Below are 16910 nucleotides of genomic sequence, written 5' to 3'. Positions count from 1 at the left end.
CGCGTCAGCCGGCGGTCCAGGCGGGCGACCGGCCGAGCACGGCGACGATGCGGTCGAGCGCCGGCGCAGACTCGTCGACGTGCACTGCAGGCGCGAACGGCGACCCTGGCGCCGTCCTGAACTCGCCGTCAGGCACCGCGGACGCGACCTGCCAGCCGGCGGCGAGCGCGTCGTCGTCGAGGTCGAACGGCAGGCCGAGCGCCTTGGCGACGTCCCACCCGTGCGCGACGCCATCGACGAGGTGCATGCCGACCGCCTGCGGCGCGGGGAACGGGTCGGGGCGGATGTCGCCGAGCACGAACGGCGCGTCCGCATCGGCGTCGGCGAAGGCCGTAGTCACGTCGGCGACGCTCGCCGCGTAGGTGGCGGCCGGGTCGTCGCCGAGTGGCCCGCCATGCCACACCTCTTCGTCGGCGCCCGCACCGCGCGCGGCCGCGGCGAAGCCGTGGTTCTGCGCGGTCATGTGCTCGATCAGGTCGGCAAGGGTCCAACCGGCGCACGGCGTAGGTCGGACGAGGTCGGCCCGCGTCGTGCGACGCACAAGAGCGAGACCCGCCTCGTACACTCGGCGATCCAGCTCGACGGCCCGGGAGAAGTCATTCCGCATGAGCTTATCATAAGCGCACGCCTATTATTTGTCCACGCGTAACGTCTGACGCATGGCAACTCGCAAACCGGTCGCCTCCCGACCCGACCTCGCCGCGATGCTGGCACCGCTCGCCCGGTCGCTGATGGCACTCGAGACGCCCGTGCTCGAACGCCACGGGCTCACCATGTGGGGCTACGCGGTGCTGAGCGGCCTCCGCGGCCAGGAGGTACGCACCCAGTCCGCCCTGGCCGAGTCGATCGGTGCCGACAAGACACGCGTCATCGCGGTACTCGACGACCTCCAGGACGACGGGCTCATCAACCGCCAGCCGGACCCCGCGGACCGCCGCGCCCGGCTGCTCTCACTCACCGACCGCGGCGCTCGCGTCCACGCCGCCGCCCAGGCGGACATCCAGCGACGCGAGAACGCACTACTCGCACGCCTCGGACGCGCTGAGCGTGCCGCCTTCCTCAGCGCGTTGGAGACCCTCGCAGCCATCCCCCGCGACGAGATCGTCGCCCTCGCCGAGCACCGCACCTGAGCTCAATGTCGGTACGCGAGCAGGTCGTCGGCGAGGCGCTCCGGTTCGATCTGGTTCACCGACCGCAGCTGGCCGAGGAGCCCGTCGGGGATGGCCGAGATGCCGGCGACGGCTCCGGCCATCCCGGTCGCGATGGCACCCATGGTGTCGGTGTCGCCGCCGAGGTTCGCGGCGAGTACGGCGCAACGTACCGGGTCGCCGCCGGAACGCACCAGCAGGCCGACGGCCGAAGGTACCGACTCTGCGGTGGCCACGCCTCCGCCGACGAGGTCGTAGAGGTCCTGCAGGAACTGCTCGTCCGTCGTCGACCGCTCGGCGAGCTCGGCCGCCCACTGCGCGCGCCGCACCACCGAAGGGCTCATCACCTGCTCCGCCCTACGGGCACCGATGGCGCCGGCGGCGTAGCCGACTTCGAGCGCGGACTGCAGGAGGGCGCTAGGTGACAGACCCGGTTCGCCGTCGAGCGCGCCGCTGACCGTGCCGGCGACGAGGCTCGCGCCGCTGATCGCGACGCTCGTGTTGTGCGACATGATCGACGCACCGAGCACCGCATCGACGAGCGCGTCCAGATCACCCGACCGGTGCAGCAGACCGACGGGCGCGATCCGCATGGCCGCGCCGTTGGTCTCGCCACCCTCGCCGGTCTTCGTCGGGTCGCCGTTCTCCCGCAGCTTCTGGATCGCCCGCGCCGAGCTGGGCCCGAGGAAGTTCCCCTCGCTCGCCCCCACCCGGTCCGCCCACGCCACGAGGTGACGGGCGACGACCGCGGTGTCGACCGTGCCGCCGGCAGCGAGGATGGCGTCCGCGAGCATGTACGTCTGCTGGGTATCGTCGGTCACCTGCCCGGCGACGAACCCGTCGACGACGAAGTGACCGGCGGGCCCCGGCAGGAACTCGCCGATCCAGCCGAAGTGCGCCTTCACCCGCTCACGTGGCCACAACTCCCCCGGCATGCCCATTGCATCACCCAGCGCCACGCCCGCCAGGCAGCCGCGTGCCCGGTCGGTGAGCACTTCGAGGCCAGTGGTCGACTGGTCCGTCATCGAGATTCAGTCCTCCGGTTTCTCTTCTGGTCGCGGGCGGCCGTCACAAGCTCCACCCGAGGATGCGCGCCACGGACACCAGCACGAGCAGCGCGGCGGTCAGGGCGGCCACGAGCGCGTCGCGCCACGTGGCGTGCAACGTGACGGTCTGGGTGGGCTGCTTGGTGATCCCGTACCCGCGGTTGAGCATCGCCGCGGCCAGCTCCTCCGACATGCGGATGCCGGTGGCGAACAGCGGCACCATGATCGTCGTGTACGCACGGATCGCGCCGAACATGCCGGCGTCGGCGATCCGCGCACCGCGGGCGCGCTGGGCGTCGAGCACCTGGTTGGCGCGGTGCTGCATGGTCGGGACGAACCGCAGCGCAGTCATCACGATGAACACGACGGGGAACGGCATCCGCAGTTGTCGCATCACCGCGACGAAGTGTTCGATCGGCGTGCAGATCACCAGCGCGCTCGTCAGGCACACCATGGCGAGGATGCGCAGCCCGAGGTTGACACCGCCCGCGAGCCCGTCCGTGGTCACCGGCAGGCCACCGTCGAACCAGAGGTGGACGAGTACCCGACCGGCCGAGCCTTCGGTCGTCGACCTGCTGATCGCCGCGAAGACGACGATCAACACGACGACCGGGGCGAGCGGGGCGAGCAGCTTGCCGACCTGACGGGGACGCGTGCCGAGCGCGAACAACAGCGCCAAGGCCGCCCCGGCGAGCAGCGCGTTCGGCAGCGGGTCGGTGAACAGGAACGTGAGGACGACCGCTGCGGTGAACGCGAACAGCTTGGTACGCGCGTCCAACCGGTGGGCGAGTGTGGTGCCGTCGCGGTACTCGAGGAACATCAGGCCACGTCCCAGAGCTCGGCGAACGCGTCCACCGTCGTGACCGGCGGCAGGCCGAGGGCCTTCGCCAGCCGGGTCACCTGTGGCGCGGACAGCTGCGCCTTGGCGAGCACGTCCTCGGCGGCGAAGAGCTCGGGCACCGGCAGGTCGGCGATCAGCCGTCCGGCGTCGAACACCACGGCGCGGTGCGCGTACGCAGCGACCAGCGGCATGTCGTGCGTGATCATGACGATGGTGCGGCCGGCCTCGTTGAGCTCGCGGATGAGCTCCATGATCGCTACCGAGCCGTGCCAGTCCTGTCCCGTCGTGGGTTCGTCGACGACGAGGACCTGTGGTTCGAGGGCGAGCACGCTGGCGACGGCGAGGCGTTGCCGCTGCCCCTTGCCGAGGCGGAACGGATGGTCGTCGATGTGCTCGCGCATCCCCACCAGCTCGAGCACCTCCTCGACCTTCGCCTCCGCCTGGTCGGCCGCCACGCCCGCGTTGCGAAGCCCGAACGCCACCTCGTCCCTGACGCTTGCGGCGAAGATCTGGTGATCGGGGTTCTGGAAGACGTAGCCGACCTCGGTCGCCAGCTCGCTGACCTTGCGTCCCGCCGTCGGGCGGTCGTTGACGAGCAGCTCGCCGACGGTCGGCCGCAGCAGGCCGTTGAGGTGGCGGGCGAACGTCGTCTTGCCCGCGCCGTTCCTGCCGAGCAGCGCGACGAACTCGCCCTCGTGCACGGCGAGGTCGACGTCGCTGAGCGCCTGCACGCCGGACGGGTAGCGGTGCGAGACACCGCGGGCGTTGACCGCGACAGGCACGGACGGGTCAGGCCGGGTCGCCGACGTCGCTCGCCCGTGTGCGCGCGCCCCGTGCGGGACGCGGTCGCGCAGCAGGTCGACGCCCTCGTCCACGGTCACGGCCACCTCGCCCTGCTGCAGCACGCCGCGGTCCTGCAGAGCACAGCAGACGCTGACCACCTGCGGCGGCCGCAACCGCGCCTCACGGGAACGCACGGGGTCGGCGAAGAACTGCCCCGGCGGCCCGTCGTGGACGAGCTTGCCGTCGTGCAGTACGAGCAGCCGGCTGGCCCACTGGGCCACCAGCTCGGGTTCGTGCTCCACAAGTACCGCCGTCTGGCCCGGTTGGTCGGTCACCTTCTCCACGACGGCGAACACGTGTGCGGTGCCGTCCGGGTCCAGCTCGCTCGTGGGCTCGTCGAGCACGAGGATCTCCGGCTCCATGGCGAGGATCCCGGCAATGGCGAGCCGCTGTTGCTGACCGCCGGACAGCTGACCGGTGTCGCGGTCCGCGAGGTCGGCGAGGCCGACGGCGTCGAGTGCACGGTGTGCGCGCTCGAAGACCTCCTCGCGTGGCAGGCCGAGGTTGGCCGGGCCGACGGTGGCGTCGTCGATCGCCGTCCTGCCGGTGATCTGCGCCTCCGGGTCCTGCATCACCATGCCGACGTGCCGCACCAGGTCGACGACGTCGTGGTCGACGGTGTCGAGGCCGGCCGACGTGAGGTACCCGTACATCTGGCCGGCGTGGTGGTGCGGGATGAGGCCGTTGAACGTCATCACGAGCGTCGTCTTGCCCGCGCCCGTCGCACCCATGATCGCGACGCGTTCGCCGGTCTCGATCCGGAAGCTCACGTCGTCGAGCTGACGCTCGTCCGTCCCGCGGTACCTGAAGCTCAGCCCGTCGGCATGGAGTGCGACGCTCATCCGTCCTCCGCAGCGAGGTCGGCGACGACGGCGGTCGGCAACGTGCTGCGGAACCGGGCACGCACCGACGCCACGTCGGCCGCTCGGCAGCTGACGAGCACGCACGACGACGGCCCCGCCGAGCGGTCGCGCGGCACGCCGGCGTCGGCGCGCCAGTCGACGCTCAGCCCGGCGGCCTCGGCGAGCTGCGGCACCTCCCAGGCGAGGCCCTTCGAGCCGACCGACAGCGCGTCGTGCACGAGGTCGGTGTCGAGGAGTGCGGTCAGCTCGGCGATACCGACCAGGTCCGGGTGCCCGACGTACAGCTGGTCGTCGGGCGCCGAGCGCGGTGCGCCGAGACAGACGACCACGTCGCCGTCGCGCGAGCCGCCGGCGCGCAGGCCGCCGGCGACCTCACCGACGACCGTCACACCGATGCCGGTCGCGTGCGTGACGACGTTGTCCTCGGTGGTGCCGGTGACCCGATCGGCGGCGAGACCGACCTCGGCGGCCAGCTCGACGACGGCCTGGATCATCTCCTTGCCCTGTGGTTCGGCCTCCACGCTCAGCGTGTCGACGACCAAGGTGGGCTTGGCGCCCGCACAGATGACCTCGAGCAGCGCCACCCGGGCAGCGAAGTGGGCGGTGGTCGCCGCCGCGGTTCTTACGGTGTCGTGCTGTTTCGGCCCGATCCCGCCGACCGAGTCGCAGGCGACGACCAGGCTGCCCCCTGGTACGTCCAGCACGGTGAGGTCGCGTACTCGCCGGACGCCGTGGACCGGTCCGGTCACGCGGACTTCTCCTGCTTCCCGCGGCCGCCCTTCTCGTCGGCGGCGGCGAGCCCCGCAGCCTTCAGCACGCGGCCGGCCGCCGCGGCGATGACGATGTTGATCGCCGCGCCGACGGTCAGCGGCAGCACGAGCGAGACGAACATGCCGACACCGCCGATGGGGATCATGATCGCCGCACCGCCGACCCCGTTGAGCACGATGCCGACGGGGATCGCCAGCCAGATGCTCACCTTCCTGGCGAGCAGCCCGAAGACCGCGACGAACACCGCCATCTCGACGGCCACAAGCAGGTGCACAGGCAGGCCGAGCGGGAACCCCGTGCTCAGCGCCGACACCAGGTGGCCGAGCGCACCCACGATCGAGCCCTCGACCGGGCTGAACGCGTACGCGGCGAGCCAACCGGGCGCCGAGTCCAACGCCACGGTGCCGGTCGGGCTGGGGATCTTTATGAACGCACCGACGGCGCTCAAGGCCACCAGGATCGCGACCCTCGCCACCCGTCGCGGGGTGAAGAAGCGTGCCGCAGTACGACGTTCCACGTGGCGAGGTTCTGTCGCGCTCACGATGTCCTCCTCGGAACCTTCTGCGACGCCGGCTGGGGCGTCGTCGCTTCGAGATCGAGCTCGGTCTTTATGGTGAAACGGTCCGCCCGCAGCAGACTCTTGACGCACTCGACGCAGCGTTCGTCGGCGTCGTAGGTGACGCGTTCGACGAGGAACGCGGCGTCACCTGGCGTCTGCACGAGATGCTTCGCCTCGTAGTCGTCGAGCGTGGTGGCGGTGAGCTGCTCGTGGCCGTGCGTCGGCTTGATGCCCATGGCGTACAGCGCGTCGTAGAGCGAGTGGTCGTTCAGGTCGACCTTCAACAGCTCCGCGCACCTGTCGGAGGCGAGCCACACCGTCTCCAGCGAGATCGGCACGCCGTCGATCACGCGCACCCGCCGTAGCTCGATCGCGGCCGCGGGACCGTCGGGCACGCCGAGCGTCTCGCGGAGGTGCCTCGACGGCCGGATCGTGCCCAGCGACAGTACGTGTGAGCGCACCTGCATCCCGGACTGCGCGAACTCGGCGGTGAACCCGAACAGCGTGCGCATGTCGTGCGCCACCCGCGGCTCGGCGACGTACGTGCCGTCACCCTGCCGCCGGCGCACCAGGCCGTCCCGTTCCAGCCTCGTCATCGCCGCACGAACGGTCGCCCGACTGACCGACAGCTCCTGGGCCATCGCACGCTCGGTGGCGAGCCGACTCCCCGGCGGAAACCCTGGACCGCCGAGCCGATGCCGCAACGCCTCGTAGAGCTGGTAGTACGCCGGGACAGGACTCCCCTCGTCCACGACGATGTCACTCATACTCGACGACGAGTACACGGATACCCCACGACCAATTGGGCGGTGATTGGTCCGTAACCCTAGACCAATCACCGCCCAATAACAACCGCCGGTGCGGAGGCGAGGGGTGAGTCGATGCGGACGGTGAGTGCTTCTGTGGTCCAGCGGGTGAACTCGCGGGCGGCTTCGTGGATGGTCTCCAGTGCGGCTGGGACCAGCGGGTTGAGGTCGGTGGCCCGGTGGACGGCCAGGACCCTGCGGCGGGGACCGTCAGGTCGCAGCCGGCGCATGGCTATGGCCGGGTCGGTGCCGAGGGCCAGGGCCGGCACCAGGGCGATGCCGAGCCCCTCCCTGACGATCCCGCGGACGACGTCGAAGTCGTGGCTGGTGTACCTGACGACCGGGTCGAAACCGAACTGCGCGCACAGCCGAACCAGGTTCTCGTGCCCGGTGGATCCCTCGCGGTTCGTCACCCAGATCGCGTCGGCGAGCTCGGCGACGTCGATGTGCGCCCCGTTCGCCGGATACTGCTCGGGGTGGCAGAGGACGACCAGCTCCTCGTCGAGCACGGGGTACGTACGCAACTCCTCCGGCCAGGTCTGCGGCACGAGGTCGTACTCGAAGACCAGCCCGAGGTCGGCCGTCCCCTCGCACACCGCCAGCGCCACGTCGGCCGAGTCGTCGTCGTGCAGCGTCAGTTCGGCGTCGGGGAACCGCGTGACCGTACGTGCGAGCGCCCTCGGTGCCACCCGTGAGCTGACCGTCGTGAAAGCGGCCACCCGCTGCCTGCCGTTGTGCCCGCCGGCGTACCCGCGCATGTCGTCCGCAGCCTCCGCGAGCCGCGACAGGACGGCCGAGGCGTGCCGTCCCATCTGGACGGCGGCAGCCGTCGGCCACAGGTTGCGCGGACCGCGTTCGAACAACGGCACGCCCAACGTCCGCTCCAGTGCGGCGATCTGCTGCGACACGGCCGACGTCGTGTACCCGAGCTGCTTCGCAGCGCCACAGAGCGACCCGGTCTCGAGTACGGCCCGCAACGTCTCCAGGTGCACCAGCCTCATCGCCGCAGGATACGGGCCGCGCAGCTTCCGTCAGTCGTCGATGTCGACCTTGTACGTCTCCCGCAACGCCAGTGCGCACACGACCGACACCACCGCGGCGCCCATCACCTACATCGACACGAACCGGCTGTTGCCCGTGCTCTCCACGATCCACGCCGCAACCAACGGCGCGGGCGTACTGGTGACCACACCGGACAGCTGGTAGGCCAGCGAGGAACCGGTGTAGCGCATGCGCACCGGGAACTGCTCGGTGTAGAGCGGTCCGTTCAACGACCCGGTGGCCGCGTGCCCGATGCCCAGCGCGCCGACCGTCGCCAGCAGGATCAGCGGTTGCGACCCCGAGTCGAACATCACGAAGAACGGGAACGCCCACACGCCGATGAACACAGAGCCGAAGATGTAGATGGGACGCCGCCCGAACCGGTCGGACAACGCGCCGAACACCGGCTGCATCACGAGGTCCACGGCGGCGGCTACCATCAGCGCCGTCAGGACCCACGACCTGGGCAAACCGAGATGGTCGGTGGCGTAGCTGCCGGAGTAGACCGTGAAGACGTAGTACCCGGCGTTGCAGGCGAACTGGACCAGGGCAAGCAGGATGGTCCTGCGTTTCCCGAGAGCACCTCGCCGATCGGCAGCTGGGCCTGTTCGCTGCGCTCCCGCAACCGCGCGAACGCCTTCGGGTCGTCCAGGGCGGACCGCAGCCAGTAGCCGACGCCGAGCAGCACGATGCTGACCAGGAACGGCACTCGCCAGCCCCAGCTGAAGAACGCGCTGTCGGGGAGCCCGGACATGGCCGACACGGCAGCCGTCGACAACAACAGCCCGGCGGGCACCCCCATCTGCACCGCGGCACCGTACCGGCCGCGTCTGCCCGCCGGCGCATGTTCGATCGCGATCAGCGCAGCCCCGCCCCACTCACCGCCCAGGGCGAGGCCCTGCAGCATCCGCAGGCTGATCAGCAGGACCGGCGCGAGCAGCCCGACCTGTGCGTACCCGGGGAGACAGCCGATGAGGAACGTGCTTACGCCCATCAGCAGCAAGGTGATGATGAGCATCTTCTTGCGGCTCACCCGATCCCCGAAGTGGCCGAAGATCAGCCCACCTATCGGTCGCAGCAGCCACGAGACCGAGAAGCTCGCAAGCGAGGCGAACGTCGCCACGCCGGGCGAGAGGTTGGTGAAGAAGACCTTCGGGAAGAGCGCGGACGCGGTGCCGTACAGGAAGTAGTCGTACCACTCGATCGTCGTCCCGATGAACGATGACACCGCGGCGCGGGCCGCGACCCGGTTTCCTCCTGCGGCCTCGGGCTCGGTCGACACTGGGGCCGTCGGGTTCTCTGCCATGCCGTCACCTGCCTGCTCGAACGTGTGCCACCGCCATCGCGGCGACCTTGGCTTCGTCCACCTCGACGCCGAGGCCCGGGCCGGCCGGCGGGTGCACGTACCCCGGGGAGTACTCGACCGGTTCCTTGGTCATGTCGTCCACGAGCAGCTGCGGGCCGAAGAGCTCGCAGCCGAACTGGAGGCCCACGCCGGACGCTGCGAACGCGAGGTACGCGGCCGTCCCGATGCTGCTCTCGATCATGCAGCCGAGGTAGCCGGCGACCGCATGGGCGTCGGCTACCGCCGCGACGTTCCTCGCCGGCGTGAAACCGCCATGCTTGGCGAGCTTGTAGACGAAGACCCGCGCGGCGTCCGCCTCGGCGAGCGCGGTCGCGTCGGCGACCGTTCGCAGCGACTCGTCGGCGGCGATCGGTACGTTGCCGGCGTTCTGCAGCGCCACCATGCCGACCGTGTCGGCGCTCGGCACCGGTTGTTCCACGAACGCCACATCGAGCTCGGTGAGCTCACGCATCGCCACCCCGACGTCCGCGCGCGTCCACCCCTGGTTGGCGTCGACCCGCAACGACACCGCAGTGCCGAGTGCCTCGCGTACGGCGCGTACCCGGTCGAGGTCCTGCCGCAGCGGCAACGCCCCCACCTTCAGCTTGAAGATCCCGTACCCGAGCGCACGCTTCGCGACGGCTTCCGTCACGTCCTGCCGAACCGACGTGCCCGCCAGGCTCCAGCTCAGCGGCACGGGCATGGGACTGTGCTCACCCCACAGCGCGGCCACCGGAATGCCAAGGACGCGGGCTCGCAGGTCCGTGAGCGCGATGTCGAACGCACACTTGGCGAACGGGTTGCCACGCACCTGACGGAACGCGGTCGCCGCGCCCGCATGCACCCCAATGCCTGTCACCCGGGGGAACAAGTAACGGTCGAGCACCGCGAGGACAGACTCCGCGGTCTCCTCCGACCAGTAAGGCCCCCGAGGACGGTCACCTCGCCCCAGCCGGTGGTCCCGCTGTCCCCGGTGGCTCGCACCACGACGAGGTCGGCGTGCTCGATCGTGCCGAAGGACATGGTGTGGCCACGATGCAGCCCGACGGGTACGTGCCAGGCGTCGAGCTGTGCGATCTGTTCGGTCATCGGAAATCCAACGGCACCGCGCACGAATTCCCGAACCAATGGAAATAGCCCTTCGATAGGAATTACGACTATCGGCCGGCATGCCGTGACCAGCTATATCCAGCTGCCCATCCGGTGAACAAGAGCCCGAGCGCCAGACCTGTTTAACGGCATTTGAAGCCGCCGTTGAACTCCCCGCCGCACGGGAACCAGGTCCCTGATACGGGCCCAATGGCCCTAACGGATTGCGGTCCGGGCCGGGAACGTGTCTAGGACGGTGGGAGACACAGGTGGGGATGGCAGATGGAGGCGGTGACGCGGCTACGCCCGTTCGGGGTGGTTGATCGCGAGCGGGAGTTGGGGGCGGTCGCAGACTTTCTCGACGCGCTCGCGGCGCGGCCCGCGGTCCTGCTGCTCGAGGGCGACGCCGGGATCGGGAAGACGACGCTCTGGCAGGCTGCGGTGGACCAGGCGCGCCGGCGGAGGTTCCGGGTCCTGACGGCTCGGCCGGCGGCGGCCGAGACGCAGCTCGCGTACGCGTCGCTGGCCGACCTGCTCGCGCCCGTCGAGAACGCGGTACTCAAGGCGCTGCCGGAACCGCAGCGCCGCGCACTCGATGCCGTCCTGCTGCGAGACGCGACCGCCGTGGCCACCGACCGCCGGGCGATCGGCGCGGCGCTGCTCTCGGTCCTCGAGCGGCTCGCCGCCGCGGCACCGGTGCTGCTCGCGATCGACGACCTGCAGTGGGTGGACAGCTCGAGCGCCGCAGCCATCGAGTTCGCGACCAGACGGCTGAGCGCGCGGGTCGGCCTCCTCGCCGCGCTGCGTTCCGCGGAGCCCGGGCCGTCGCCCGGACCGCTGCAACTGGACACCACGCGCCACGTACGGGTCGGGCCGCTCGACCGCAAGATCGTGCACAGCATGCTGCGTGAACGGCTCGGCCGGTCGTTCCCGCGGCCGGTGCTCGAGCGGATCCACCAGATCTCGGGCGGGAACCCGTTCCACGCGCTCGAGCTCGCCAGGGGCGTCGGCACCGACGGCGAGGCCGAGGGGCAGGTGCCGTTGCCGGCCAGCCTCGCGCACCTCGTCCGTGACCGGATCGACGGGGTCCCGGCCGGCGTACGGCAGGTGTTGCTCGCTGCGGCCACACTCGCCGAACCGACGGTCGGTCTCCTCCAGCTGGCCGCGAGTGCCGATCCGGCGGAGGGCGAACGGCTGCTCGAGCTGGCCGAGACCGGCGGTCTGCTCCGCGTCGACGGTCGGCGCGTGCAGCCCATCCCCTGCTGGCCGCGGGCGTCTACGCCGACTCGACGGCGGCGGAACGGCGCGCAATGCACCGCCGGCTCGCCACGCTCGTGACCGACCCGGAGCAGCGGGCTCGCCACCTGGCGCTCGCCGCCGTACGGGCCGACGGGCGGACCGTCGCGGCGCTCGACGACGCGGCCGTACGGGCACGCGCACGTGGTGCGCCGGCAGCCGCCGCAGAACTCGTCGAGCTCGCCGTTGGGCTCGGCGCGGACAGTGCCGAGCGCCGGATTCGTGCGGCACAGCACCACTTCGACGCCGGAGCGCCGGTACGCGCCCGCGCGATACTAGAAGACGTCGTCGCGACCTCCGCCCCGGGCAGGACCCGCGCGACCGCGCTGCTCGCGCTGGCCACCGTGCGGCTGCACGACGACAGCTACCGGGAGGCGGCGGGTTACCTCGAACAGGCGCTCGGTGAGGTCGGCGCGGACCTGCGGATACGGGTGCAGATCTCGGTCGAGCTGCTCTTCGTCCTGGTCAACCTGGGACGGCTCCCGGACGCACTCCGCCTCACCGACGACATGGCCGCCCACGCCGAGCGGCTGCGGGACCCCGACCTGCTGGCCAAGGCGCTCGCCACCGCCGTCATGATCCGCTTCCTCACCGGGCACGGACTCGACGAGCCCGCGCTACAGCGCGCTCTCGCGTTGGAGGACCCCGAGCTGCCAGGCCCCGTCATGCTGCGGCCCCACCCTGATCGGCAGCCTCCTGCTCGCATGGACGGGGCGACTCGACCAGGCACGCGCACAACTGCTCGCCCTGCGCCGGCGCTGCCTCGAACGGGGCGAGGAGAGCGACCTGATGTTCATCGCGTTCCACGCCGTGGTCGTCGAGTGCTGGCGCGGCGACCTGGCGGCCGCACGGCGGCTCGCCGAGGACACCAGGGACCGCGCCTCGCAGCTCGGCACCGACCTGCCGCTCGCCATCGCGCTGTGCACCCGGGCGAACGTGGCTGCGTACGGCGGCCAGGTCGACGAGGCGCGTCACGCCGCCCGTCAGGCGCTGACGATCTTCGAGCGGGGTAGCTGCCTCGCGGTGACGGTCTGGCCGATGGTGACGCTGGGGTTCCTCGAAGTGTCGGTCGGCGACCACGAGGCGGCGGCAGCGATCCTCAGCCCACTCGCCGCCGCCGCAGTGGCGATGGGATACGGCGAACCGACCGCCGCGCCGTTCGCCCCGGACACGGTGGAAGCGTTCATCGGCGTAGGCCAGCTGGACGAGGCGGCCGCCCTGACGGACCAGCTCGAGAGCAACGGCCGCAGGCTCGACCGACCGTGGGCGCTCGCGCTCGGCGCGCGCTGCCGTGCGCTCCTGCTCGCCGCACAGGGCGACCTGGATGCGGCGGTCGACGCCGCCGAGCGCGCGCTCGCCGAGCACGAGCGGCTTCCGATGCCGTTCGAGCGCGCCCGTACGCTGCTCGCGCTCGGGCAGCTGCAGCGCCGACGACGACAGAAGCGTGCCGCCGCGGCAGCGCTACAGGAGGCCGTCGACATCTTCGAACGGCTCGGCACGCCGCTGTGGGCGGCGCGGGCCCGCGGCGAGCTACAGCGCGCCACCGCGAGACCGACGGGAGGCACGGCTCTCTCCCCGTCCGAACAGCGAGTAGCCGAACTGGCCGCTACCGGAATGACCAACCGTGAGGTGGCGGCGGCGCTGTTCATCAGCCCCAAGACGGTCGAGGCGAACCTCGCCAGGGTCTACAGCAAGCTGGGCATCCGCTCGCGCGCACAGCTCGGACGCCGTATGTCGGAACCGGTGGCACGACATAGGGAAACACCCGATTCCTCGGCGGCGCACGGCATCTAGTGTCCGGGCCAGACCAGAGCGGTCATCCGTGGTCCTGCTCTGAACTCTCTCGAGGGGGATCGATCATGAAGATCGTCTACAAGGTGCTGGCGTACATCGTCGCGGCGCTGGTCGTCGTGCAGGCGGTGGCGATGGTGTTCGCGGTCGCCGGGCTTGGCATATGGGTCGAGGAAGGCGGTGTCCTCGACAAGTCGGTGATGGAGAGCGAACAGACGCCGTTCCCGGAGATCGTGGGCTTCATGATCCACGGCATGAACGGCACGATGGTCATCCCGATCGTCGCGCTGCTGCTCCTCATCTCCTCGTTCTTCACGAAGTTCCCTCGCGCGGCGCTGTGGGCAGGCCTGGTGGTCCTGCTCGTCGCGGTGCAGATCGCGTTGGGAATCTTCGGGCACGTCTTCTCGGCCCTCGGCGCGCTGCACGGCCTGAACGCGTTCCTGCTGCTCGGCGCGGCCACCTACGCCGCGATCCGGATGCGCTCCACGCCCAAGGTCGACGAGCGGCCGGCGCCGACGCCGGTGGCGGTCCCCCAGGACCACGGGTGAAATCAGGCAGGCACCGCCCTGGCCGGCTCCGGGCAACGCTCACCTCTGCCGCTGTCCTAGCGGTGATCGCTCCGGTCATCTGGCTCTGGGCGGCCAGCCTGCTGCCATCGACGTACTCGGTGACCGACATGGGGTACGTGGACCACGGCCGTGGCCATGGCACCGGTCCGGTGGCACATGCCGGCCACGGCGGGCACGAGGCGTCCGGCCGGGACGTCGCGTCGCTGACCGCAGACCCGCACCGCCGCGCCGACGTCAAGGTCACGTTGGTCGCGCGGCAGGAGCGGTTCCGGCTCGCCTCTGGCCGGACCGTCGACGGCTACACGCTGAACGGCCGGTCGCCCGGCCCGTCCATCCGGGCGACGGCGGGCCAACTGGTGCAGGTGCGCCTGGTCAACAAGTCGGTCGCCGAAGGCATCACGTTGCACTGGCACGGCGTGGACGTGCCCAACGCGGAGGACGGGGTCGCCGGCGTCACGCAGGACGCGGTCGGCGTCGGCGGCGCCCACACGTACAGGTTCGTCGCCGACCAGGTCGGCACCTTCTGGTACCACGCACACCAGGTGTCGCACGAACAGGTCCGCGGCGGTCTGCTCGGCCCGCTCGTCGTGACTCCGCCGCAGTCGCCGGCAGGCACCACGGACGTCGTGGTACTGGTCCATCTGTACGACGGCGTCCAGACGGTGAACGGCCGCGAGGACGACGCCAGGTTCGAAGCGCAGCCGAACGAGCGGGCCCGGGTACGCATCATCAACACCGACAACGGCAAGATGTCGGTGTGGGTGGCCGGCGCGTCGGCCAGGCTGCTCGCCATCGACGGTGCCGAGGTGAACGGCCCCACCCCGATCGGCGACGCGACGGTGACGGTCGCCGCCGGCGGCCGGGCCGACCTCGAGGTGACCATGCCGGCCGACGGTTCACCGGCCCGGGTCCACCTCGGTGGCGGGGTTTCCGTCGTACTCGGCTCGGGTTCGTACGACGCGCCCGCCACGGCGCAGCCAGCGAAACCGCTCGACCCGCTGTCGTACGGCGGACGCGCACCGCTGAGGTTCGACCCGGCGCGAGCCGACCGGCGGTTCCGTTACGACATCGGGCGCCGGCCGGGCTTCCTCGACGGCCGACCCGGTCTGTGGTGGACGGTCAACGGCCACCTGTACCCGAACGTGCCGATGTTCGTCGTCACCGAGGGCGACGTGGTGCGGATGCGTATCTCCAACCACAGCGGCGAGACGCATCCGATGCACCTCCATGGCCATCACGCCGTGGTACTGGCGCGCAACGGCGTTCCCGCGACCGGGAGCCCGTGGTGGGTGGACTCGCTCGACGTCGACCACGGCGACTCCTACGACGTCGCGTTCGTCGCCGACAACCCCGGCATCTGGATGGATCACTGCCACAACCTGCCGCACGCCCGCGAGGGACTCGTCACGCACCTGATGTACGAAGGCATCCGCACGCCGTACACCGTCGGCGGGAAAGCCGGCAACGAGCCGGAGTGAGCTGCCGACCGTAGACCGCTCACGGCGTGTGGGTGGCGGGCACGAAGCGGCCGCGGTGGTCGCCGACCGGTTGGCCGTCGCGCATCGCGAGCTCGCCGCGGAGTACGGAGGCGACGATCCTGCCGTGGACCTTGCGCCCGTGCCAGGCGCTGGCCGGGTGCAGAGCATGCAGGTCCTCGTTCCGCACCTCGTGGTCGCCGCGGGGGTCGACGATGGTGAGGTCGGCGTCGGTGCCTGGCTGCACGCTGCCCTTGCGCGGCCACAGGCCGTACAGCTTCGCGGTGGCCGTCGACGCGACCTCGGCCAGGCGTGCCGCGGACAGCTTGCCCTCCACCATCGCGTCCACCAGCAGCGGCACCATCGTCTCGACGCCGAGGCCACCTGCAGGGGCGGCCGCGAAGCCGACCATCTTCTCCTCGACCGTGTGCGGGGCGTGGTCGGACCCGACCGAGCTGACCGTGCCGTCGTCGACGGCGCGCCACAGCGCCTCCTGGTCGGCGGCCGTACGCACCGGCGGGTAGACCTTGAGCAGCGGACCGAGGCGTTCCGCGTCGGCATCGGAGAGCGTCAGGTACTGCGGGCAGGTCTCCGCGGTGACGGGCGCGCCGGCCGCCCGCGCCTGCCGAACCACGTCGATGCCGGCCGCGGACGCCGCGTGGACCACGTGGAACCTGGCGCCGGTCTCCGCCGCGAGCTGTGCACCGATCGCGATGCTCACCGCCTCCGCCACCGCGGGACGGGCGGCGAGCAGGTCGTCGTACGTCTCGATCGGGTGGCCGAGGTCGTCGCCCGCCCGGGCGAGTACATGCCTGTCCTCGCAGTGCATGCCGAGCACGCCGCCCGTCGCGGCCACCTCGCGGAACAGCGCACGCACGTCCCCGGCCTCAGGCGGCAACAGCAGGTTCTCCGGCGGCTCGTCGGCGAAGTTGTAGACCAGGGTCTTGGTCTCCCGGTGCAGTGCGTAGCCCCAGAAGAGCTTCACGGCGACCGCGCCTGCGGCGAACAGGCCCTGGATGTCCTCGGCGTGCCCGGGGCCGAGCGCGAGGCCCCACAGCCCGAAGTCCACCCACGCCTTCGCCTCGTGCTCGGCTCTGCGCTGTGCCAGCATCGCCGCGTCGGTGACCGGCGGGATCGCGTTCGGCATCTCGAGCACGGTGGTGACACCACCGCACAGCGCGCCGAGGGTGGAGTGCGCGAACGTCTCCTTGTGCGTCAGGCCCGGGTCGCGCGAGTGCACGTGCGGGTCGATGAAGCCGGGGAAAACCAGGCACCCGTCCGCGTCGACCACCTCGCCGTCCGTGGCCGCGCTGCCGGGCTCCACCAGCCCGGCGATGCGTCCGTCCGCGCAGACGACGTCGGCGTCGACCAGGCCGGCTGCTGTGACGACGGTTCCGTTCCTCACGACGAGTGGCATCGAGCAGTCC

Annotated in this window: 13 protein-coding genes and 2 pseudogenes; 4 read left to right on the top strand and 11 right to left on the bottom strand. The window is 71.0% G+C overall.

Translation table 11 applies throughout. The features are described 5' to 3' along the window. Positions 1-4: 4 nt before the first annotated feature. Complete coding sequence (locus GEV07_07150; GenBank protein ID MQA02493.1) at positions 5-607, bottom strand: TIGR03086 family protein; 603 nt, start codon at positions 605-607, stop codon at positions 5-7. 52 nt (positions 608-659) lie between these two features. Here GEV07_07150 and GEV07_07145 point away from each other — a divergent pair, with 52 nt between their 5' ends. Then, complete coding sequence (locus GEV07_07145; protein ID MQA02492.1) at positions 660-1130, top strand: MarR family transcriptional regulator; 471 nt, start codon at positions 660-662, stop codon at positions 1128-1130. Positions 1131-1132: 2 nt separating this feature from the next. Here the strand turns inward: GEV07_07145 and GEV07_07140 are convergent, their stop codons facing one another. From GEV07_07140 to GEV07_07100, 9 genes and pseudogenes are all read right to left on the bottom strand, one after another. Continuing rightward, positions 1133-2173, bottom strand: a complete 1041-nt coding sequence (locus GEV07_07140; GenBank protein MQA02491.1) for an ADP-ribosylglycohydrolase family protein — start codon at positions 2171-2173, stop codon at positions 1133-1135. Positions 2174-2216: 43 nt separating this feature from the next. Beyond that, positions 2217-3014 (bottom strand): hypothetical protein, encoded by a 798-nt coding sequence (locus tag GEV07_07135; GenBank protein MQA02490.1) that lies wholly within the window; start codon positions 3012-3014, stop codon positions 2217-2219. Continuing rightward, the gene (locus GEV07_07130; protein ID MQA02489.1) at positions 3014-4720 is read right to left on the bottom strand and encodes an ATP-binding cassette domain-containing protein; all 1707 of its coding nucleotides are present in this window, start codon (positions 4718-4720) and stop codon (positions 3014-3016) included. Before GEV07_07130 ends, GEV07_07135 begins: the two co-directional genes overlap by 1 nt. Beyond that, the gene (locus GEV07_07125; GenBank protein MQA02488.1) at positions 4717-5490 is read right to left on the bottom strand and encodes a transcriptional regulator; all 774 of its coding nucleotides are present in this window, start codon (positions 5488-5490) and stop codon (positions 4717-4719) included. Before GEV07_07125 ends, GEV07_07130 begins: the two co-directional genes overlap by 4 nt. Next, positions 5487-6029, bottom strand: coding sequence for an ECF transporter S component (locus GEV07_07120; GenBank protein MQA02487.1), 543 nt, complete (start codon positions 6027-6029; stop codon positions 5487-5489). Before GEV07_07120 ends, GEV07_07125 begins: the two co-directional genes overlap by 4 nt. Positions 6030-6049: 20 nt before the next feature. Beyond that, entirely contained in the window at positions 6050-6838 is a 789-nt protein-coding gene (locus GEV07_07115; protein ID MQA02486.1) for a UTRA domain-containing protein, read from the bottom strand. Positions 6839-6906: 68 nt separating this feature from the next. Further along, positions 6907-7878, bottom strand: a complete 972-nt coding sequence (locus GEV07_07110) for a LysR family transcriptional regulator (protein ID MQA02485.1) — start codon at positions 7876-7878, stop codon at positions 6907-6909. A 30-nt stretch (positions 7879-7908) separates the two neighbouring features. Beyond that, positions 7909-9224: pseudogene (locus GEV07_07105) on the bottom strand (MFS transporter). Between the two features lie 4 nt (positions 9225-9228). Continuing rightward, positions 9229-10434, bottom strand: a complete 1206-nt coding sequence (locus GEV07_07100) for a hypothetical protein (protein ID MQA02484.1) — start codon at positions 10432-10434, stop codon at positions 9229-9231. A gap of 200 nt (positions 10435-10634) precedes the next feature. On the opposite strand from GEV07_07100, the pseudogene GEV07_07095 reads away from it, so the two are divergent. The 3 genes and pseudogenes from GEV07_07095 to GEV07_07085 all read left to right on the top strand — a co-directional run bounded on the left by GEV07_07095 (position 10635) and on the right by GEV07_07085 (position 15486). Further along, positions 10635-13442 (top strand): annotated as a pseudogene (locus GEV07_07095) (AAA family ATPase). Between the two features lie 65 nt (positions 13443-13507). Next, complete coding sequence (locus tag GEV07_07090) at positions 13508-13987, top strand: hypothetical protein (GenBank protein MQA02483.1); 480 nt, start codon at positions 13508-13510, stop codon at positions 13985-13987. A 128-nt stretch (positions 13988-14115) separates the two neighbouring features. Continuing rightward, entirely contained in the window at positions 14116-15486 is a 1371-nt protein-coding gene (locus tag GEV07_07085; GenBank protein ID MQA02482.1) for a multicopper oxidase domain-containing protein, read from the top strand. Between the two features lie 19 nt (positions 15487-15505). Here the strand turns inward: GEV07_07085 and GEV07_07080 are convergent, their stop codons facing one another. After that, positions 15506-16900, bottom strand: coding sequence for an amidohydrolase family protein (locus GEV07_07080; GenBank protein ID MQA02481.1), 1395 nt, complete (start codon positions 16898-16900; stop codon positions 15506-15508). Positions 16901-16910 lie beyond the last annotated feature (10 nt).

This window comes from Streptosporangiales bacterium (assembly GCA_009379825.1).
Lineage (GTDB): Bacteria > Actinomycetota > Actinomycetes > Streptosporangiales > WHST01 > WHST01.
The sequence above is the reverse complement of the archived record's forward strand: the minus strand, read 5'-3'. Positions and strand labels throughout refer to the sequence as shown.